Source organism: Streptomyces sp. NPDC049577 (assembly GCF_040675635.1).
Classification (GTDB): Bacteria; Actinomycetota; Actinomycetes; order Streptomycetales; family Streptomycetaceae; genus Streptomyces.
In genome coordinates this window covers 1-6,299 of record NZ_JBFAPH010000360.1, presented here as the reverse complement: position 1 = coordinate 6,299, position 6,299 = coordinate 1, and the positions used below count along the sequence as shown (strand labels likewise).

The 6,299-nt window shown below is 71.4% G+C and carries 5 protein-coding genes and 2 pseudogenes; 3 read left to right on the top strand and 4 right to left on the bottom strand.

Annotated elements, in window-relative coordinates; all coding sequences use genetic code 11:
• Together AB0K09_RS28240 and coaA are read left to right on the top strand one after the other, a co-directional pair.
• Nucleotides 1–324: pseudogene (locus AB0K09_RS28240) on the top strand (hypothetical protein); the annotation flags it as partial.
• A 111-nt stretch (nucleotides 325–435) separates the two neighbouring features.
• Nucleotides 436–1,434 carry a type I pantothenate kinase gene (gene coaA, locus AB0K09_RS28235; protein ID WP_366068243.1) on the top strand — a complete coding sequence of 333 codons (999 nt, stop codon included), beginning with the start codon at nucleotides 436–438 and terminating at the stop codon, nucleotides 1,432–1,434.
• 55 nt (nucleotides 1,435–1,489) lie between these two features.
• Here coaA and glmM read toward each other — a convergent pair whose 3' ends face one another.
• From glmM to AB0K09_RS28215, 4 genes are all read right to left on the bottom strand, one after another.
• Nucleotides 1,490–2,848: a phosphoglucosamine mutase gene (gene glmM / locus AB0K09_RS28230; protein ID WP_366068242.1), complete on the bottom strand. Its 1,359-nt coding sequence runs from the start codon at nucleotides 2,846–2,848 to the stop codon at nucleotides 1,490–1,492.
• A gap of 193 nt (nucleotides 2,849–3,041) precedes the next feature.
• Entirely contained in the window at nucleotides 3,042–3,545 is a 504-nt protein-coding gene (gene rpsI, locus AB0K09_RS28225; protein WP_366068241.1) for a 30S ribosomal protein S9, read from the bottom strand.
• A 42-nt stretch (nucleotides 3,546–3,587) separates the two neighbouring features.
• Nucleotides 3,588–4,034, bottom strand: a complete 447-nt coding sequence (gene rplM, locus AB0K09_RS28220) for a 50S ribosomal protein L13 (RefSeq protein ID WP_366068240.1) — start codon at nucleotides 4,032–4,034, stop codon at nucleotides 3,588–3,590.
• Nucleotides 4,035–4,296: 262 nt separating this feature from the next.
• On the bottom strand, nucleotides 4,297–5,925 hold the full coding sequence (locus AB0K09_RS28215) for an ATP-binding cassette domain-containing protein (protein WP_366068239.1): 1,629 nt from the start codon (nucleotides 5,923–5,925) through the stop codon (nucleotides 4,297–4,299).
• Between the two features lie 56 nt (nucleotides 5,926–5,981).
• Here AB0K09_RS28215 and AB0K09_RS28210 point away from each other — a divergent pair.
• A pseudogene (locus AB0K09_RS28210) lies at nucleotides 5,982–6,299 on the top strand (hypothetical protein); the annotation flags it as partial.

The following is a 6,299-nucleotide window of genomic DNA, read 5'->3' as shown; positions in this document are numbered from 1 at the left end:
GACTGGCAGGCCGTGGACGAGGCGCTGGCCCGGGTGCACCGCGACCACGGCATCCCCGACGTGGTCATCGCCAACGCCGGCATCAGCGTCCGGCAGCTCCGCGCTGAGCTCACCCCGCACCCGGTCCGCGAAGGCGTCGCGGGCGGCGGGATCCGGACGCCCGCCCCGGTGCCCGGGGAGGTGGCCGGCGTGATGGTGTGCGGCGGGGCGCGCGAGGCGGCGCACGCTCGTACGGGCGCGACGGCAGGCGAGACGGAGAACGAACACGGCGACCTCGCGGTGGCTCGAAGTGACCGCTGGAACGTAGTACCAACCAGCCAGTAGGTACAGACTCTGGCGAGAACTTCACTCACCGGCACCCCGTACATCACCCGAAAACACCCGAACCCCACACCCGGCAGTGATAGCCCGCGCCGCCCCGCGCACAATGGGCCCGTGCCGACACCCACCGAGCAGCAGCGGCAACGACGCCGCACCGGCTCCGCCCCAGCGCCCCAGTCCTCGCCCTTCGTGGACCTGACCCGGGCGGAGTGGAGCGCGCTGCGCGAGAACACGCCCCTGCCGCTGACCGCCGAGGAGGTCGAGCGGCTCCAGGGGCTCGGCGACGTCATCGACCTCGACGAGGTGCGGGACATCTACCTGCCGCTGTCGCGGCTGCTCAACCTCTACGTGGGCGCGACCGGCAATCTGCGCGGGGCGCTGAACACCTTCCTCGGCGAGAAGGGCACCCAGCACGGCACGCCCTTCGTCATAGGCGTGGCGGGCAGCGTCGCGGTCGGCAAGTCGACCACCGCCCGGCTCCTCCAGGCCCTCCTCGCCCGCTGGCCCGAGCACCCGCGCGTGGAGCGCGTCACCACGGACGGCTTCCTGCTGCCCAACGCGGAGCTCCAGCGGCGCGGCCTGATGTCGCGGAAAGGTTTCCCCGACTCCTACGACCGCCGGGCCCTCACCCGGTTCGTCGCGGACGTGAAGGCCGGCAAGGACGAGGTCTCCGCCCCGGTCTACTCCCACCTGGTCTACGACATCGTCCCGGGCGAGCGGCTGACCGTGCACCGCCCGGACATCCTGATCGTCGAGGGCCTGAACGTGCTCCAGCCCGCCCTGCCGGGCAAGGACGGCCGGACCCGGGTCGGGCTCGCCGACTTCTTCGACTTCAGCGTCTACGTGGACGCGCGGGCGGAGGACATCGAGCGCTGGTACTACGAGCGCTTCAAGAAGCTCCGCGCCACCGCCTTCCAGGACCCCAACTCCTACTTCCGGCGGTACACGGAGGTCTCGGAGGAGGAGGCGCTGGAGTACGCGCAGCGGAACTGGCGCACGATCAACAAGCCGAACCTGCTGGAGAACGTCGCCCCGACGCGGGGCCGCTCCAATCTGATCCTGCGCAAGGGCGCGGACCACAAGGTGCAGCGGCTGTCGCTGCGGAAACTCTGAACACCCGGAAGGGGGGCGCGGGGCCGCGCCCCGCACCCCCCTTCCGGCGCGAGGACTAACCCAGCGCGGACTTCACGACGTCGGCCAACCGCTGCGCGACAGCCCGCGCCTGCTCGATGTCGGCCGCCTCGACCATGACCCGCACCAGCGGCTCCGTGCCCGAGGAGCGCAGCAGCACCCTGCCCGTCGAGCCCAGCTCGCGCTCGGCCGCGTTGACCGCCTCGGCGAGCTCCTCCGACTGGCCGACGCGCGACTTGTCGACGTCGCGGACGTTGATGAGGACCTGCGGCAGGCGCTCCATGACACCGGCCAGCTCGGCGAGCGAGCGGCCCGTGGCGGCGACGCGGGCGGCCAGCATGAGACCGGTCAGCGTGCCGTCACCGGTCGTGGCGTGGTCCAGGACGATGACGTGGCCGGACTGCTCACCGCCGAGGGCGAAGCCGTTCGCCTTCATCTCCTCCAGGACGTAGCGGTCGCCGACCGCGGTCTGGACGAGGGCGACGCCCTCGCGCTCCATGGCGAGCTTGAAGCCCAGGTTGGACATCACGGTCGCGACGACCGTGTTCTTGCGCAGCGTGTCCGCCTCGCGCATGGCGAGGGCGAGCACGGCGAGGATCTGGTCGCCGTCGATCTCGTTGCCCGCCGCGTCGACGGCCAGGCAGCGGTCGGCGTCACCGTCGTGGGCGACGCCCATGGCGGCGCCGTGCTCGACGACGGCGGCGCGCAGCTTCTCCAGGTGGGTCGAGCCGCACTCGTGGTTGATGTTGAGGCCGTCGGGGTCGGTGCCGATGGTGACGACCTCGGCGCCGGCGCGCGAGAAGGCCTCCGGCGAGACGCGCGAGGCGGCGCCGTGGGCGCCGTCGATGACGACCTTGAGGCCGTCGAGGCGGTTCGGCAGGACGCCGATCAGGTGGGCGACGTAGTTGTCGAAGCCCTGGTCGTAGTCGCGGACGCGGCCGACGCCGGCGCCGGTGGGCCGGTCCCAGGGCTCGCCGGAGGCGTGCGCCCGGTAGGTCTGCTCGATGCGGTCCTCCAGCTCGTCGGCGAGCTTGTGACCGCCACGGGCGAAGAACTTGATGCCGTTGTCGGGCATCGGGTTGTGGCTCGCGGAGAGCATGACGCCGAGGTCCGCGCCGAGCGCTCCGGTGAGGTAGGCGACGGCCGGCGTGGGCAGCACGCCCACCCGCAGGACGTCGACGCCCGCGCTCGCGAGACCGGCCACCACGGCCGCCTCCAGGAACTCCCCGGACGCGCGCGGGTCACGGCCCACCACCGCGACCGGGCGATGGCCCTCGAACGTACCCGCCTCGGCCAGCACGTGCGCCGCCGCGACCGACAGGCCGAGCGCGAGCTCCGCCGTCAGATCGGCGTTGGCGACACCGCGCACACCGTCCGTACCGAAGAGTCGTCCCACTGGTGTCCTCCGTAAAACGCGGGAGTGCGGGGCCCGGCGTGAGCCCCCGAACAAGGTGTCGAGTCGTGGACCGGGGCGTGACCACCGGGTGTTCCCCGGGCATACGTACGCCCCGTGCCGCCGATAGCCGAACGCCCCGGCGGGCACAGTGCGTGCCGCCGGGGCGTTCGAGCAGAAGCAGCGAACCGCGTGATTAGCGCTTGCTGTACTGCGGAGCCTTGCGGGCCTTCTTCAGACCGGCCTTCTTGCGCTCGACCGCACGGTCGTCGCGCTTGAGGAAGCCGGCCTTCTTCAGCGGGCCGCGGTTGTTGTCGACATCGGCCTCGTTGAGCGCACGGGCCACGCCCAGGCGCAGGGCGCCGGCCTGGCCGGACACGCCGCCGCCGGAGATGCGGGCGATGACGTCGTAGCGGTCGTCGAGCTCGAGCACCTTGAAGGGCTCGTTGACTTCCTGCTGGTGCACCTTGTTCGGGAAGTAGTCCTCGAGGGTGCGACCGTTGATCTTCCACTTGCCGGAGCCCGGAACGATCCGGACGCGGGCGATGGCGTTCTTGCGACGGCCCAGGCCGGCAGCCGGCTGCGGCTCACCGAAACGGGAAGCGAGCGACTCGGAGGTGTACTCCGTCTCGACGACCTCGGTCTCGGTGGTGTACTCCTCGACGCCCTCGAGGGGGGTCTCGGCGGTGGTCTCAGCCACGATTCTCCTCAGATTCTCTCTCGTCTTAGGCGGTGGCCGGGACTAGCCCTGCTTGACCTGGGTGATCTCGAACGGAACAGGCTGCTGAGCCGCGTGCGGGTGCTCGGAGCCCGAGTACACCTTGAGCTTGGTGAGCATCTGACGGCCGAGGGAGTTCTTGGGCAGCATGCCCTTGATCGCCTTCTCGACGGCCTTCTCGGGGTTCTTGTCGAGCAGCTCGTCGTAGCGGACGGAACGCAGACCACCCGGGAAGCCGGAGTGGCGGTACGCCATCTTCTGGGTCCGCTTGTTGCCGGACAGGTGCACCTTGTCGGCGTTGATGATGACGACGAAGTCACCCATGTCCATGTGCGGGGCATACACGGGCTTGTGCTTGCCACGCAGCAGGGAGGCGGCAGTGGAGGCCAGACGGCCCAGGACGACGTCCTGCGCGTCGATGACGTGCCACTGGCGCGTGACATCGCCGGGCTTGGGGCTGTACGTACGCACGGTCGTAGCCTTCGCTTCTTTGTGAATGGGTCCTGTACAAGGCCACCCTGACGATCACAACAGCGTTGGCCGCAGTCGGGGACGCAACCCGAGTGCCTGCCGGCTGGTCATCGGTCCGGTGGACCGGCGTAAGGGCCCCTCACGTGAGATCGAGCAAGCCAATACGCATAACGAACCCACAGACTACCGGGCGCCCTGCGGGCGGGTCAAAACAGGCGCTCGCCCCCCGTTCCGCGCGCCCTGCACCGCACCAGGACGCCCCTCAGCGCTGCCGCGCCACGCGTGATTCGTCCCACACCGGCTCGGAGGCCTCCCGGACGCGCCCGTCCGCGCCGAAGACCAGGAAGCGGTCGAACGAGCGGGCGAACCAGCGGTCGTGGGTCACGGCGAGGACCGTGCCCTCGTAGGCCTCCAGGCCCTCCTGGAGGGCCTCCGCGCTCTCCAGGTCGAGGTTGTCCGTGGGCTCGTCCAGGAGGAGGGCCGTCGCGCCGGCCAGCTCCAGCAGCAGGATCTGGAAGCGGGCCTGCTGGCCGCCGGAGAGCTTCTCGAAGGGCTGGTCGCCCTGGCGCTCCAGCTCGTAGCGGCGCAGGACGGACATGGCACCGCCCCGGTCCTTGGCGTGCTCGGTCCACAGGATGTCGACCAGGGTGCGGCCCATCAGCTCAGGGTGGGCGTGGGTCTGGGCGAAGTGTCCGGGGACGACCCGCGCGCCGAGCTTCCAGGCCCCCGTGTGCGCGACCGGGTTCGCCGTGTCGCCGGCCAGCAGCCGCAGGAAGTGGGACTTGCCCGAACCGTTCGAGCCCAGGACGGCGACCCGCTCGCCGTAGAAGACCTCCAGGTCGAAGGGGTGCATGAGCCCCGTGAGCTCCAGCTTTACGCAGGTCAGGGCGCGTACGCCGGTACGGCCGCCGCGCAGCCGCATGCGGATGTCCTGCTCGCGCGGGGGCTCCGGCGGCGGACCGGCCTCCTCGAACTTGCGCAGCCGGGTCTGGGCCGCCGCGTAGCGGGAGGCCATCTCGTGGCTGACGGCCGCCGCCTGGCGCAGGTTGATCACGAGCTTCTTCAGCTGGGCGTGCTTCTCGTCCCAGCGCCGGCGCAGCTCCTCGAAGCGGGCGAAGCGCTCCTTGCGGGCCTCGTGGTACGTGTCGAAGCCGCCGCCGTGCACCCAGACGTCGCTGCCCGCCGGGCCCGGCTCGACACTGATGATCTTCTCGGCGGCGCGGGCGAGCAGCTCGCGGTCGTGGGAGACGAAGAGGACCGTCTTCTTCGTCTCGCGCAACCGCTCCTCCAGCCAGCGCTTGCCCGGGACGTCGAGGTAGTTGTCCGGCTCGTCCAGCAGCAGCACCTCGTCCGTGCCGCGCAGCAGGGACTCCAGCACCAGCCGCTTCTGCTCGCCGCCGGAGAGGGTGCGCACCTGGCGCCACTGGGCCTGCTCGTAGGGGACGCCGAGGGCGGCCATCGTGCACATGTCCCACGTGGTCTCGGCCTCGTAGCCCTGTGCCTCGGCCCAGTCGGCCAGGGCCTGGGCGTAGGCCATCTGCGCGGCCTCGTCGTCCACGGTCATGATCGCGTGCTCGGCCCTGTCGACCGCCTCGGCGGCGGCCCGGATGCGCGGGGAGGCGACGGAGACCAGCAGGTCACGGACTGTACGGTCGTCCCGCACGGACCCCACGAACTGCGGCATCACGCCGAGCCCGCCGCTGACCGTGACCGAGCCGCCGTGCGGGCGGAGCTCGCCGGCGATCAGTTTCAGCAGGGTCGACTTGCCCGCGCCGTTGGCGCCGACCAGCGCCACCGAGGCGCCCTCACCGACCCGGAACGACACGTCGCCGAGCAGCGGCCTCCCGTCCGGCAGGTCGTACTCCACATGCGCTGCTTCGACGTGTCCCATGGCTAAGGATTCTGGCGCCTCCCGGAGCCGTCACCAAGCGGTTTACGATGCACGCCATGAGCTTTGGGCAGGGAGGGGCGTTCGGGCCCCCGGAGGAACCGGATCCGGCGAACCCGCAGTGGGGGCCGCCCCCGCCGCCTCCCATACCCGGGCAGCCCCAGCCGGGTCAGCCCCAGCCCGGGCAGATACCCGGGCAGCTCCCGCCGCAGCACCTGCCGCCGGCCCAGCCCCAGCCGTACCAGCACTCGCCGGGCTGGCCGCCGCACCCCGCGGCCGTGCCGCCGGCCGAGCCGACCCCGGACTGGGCCGCCCTCGCCGCCGACAACGAGGCGCGCGGCCGGCGCCGCAAGTGGCTGATGATCGGCGGCGGCGTC

Coding starts and splice junctions, on each gene's coding strand:
- AB0K09_RS28215 (WP_366068239.1), bottom strand. CDS start 5,925: ATGGGACACGTCGAAGCAGCGCATGTGGAGTACGACCTGCCGGACGGG.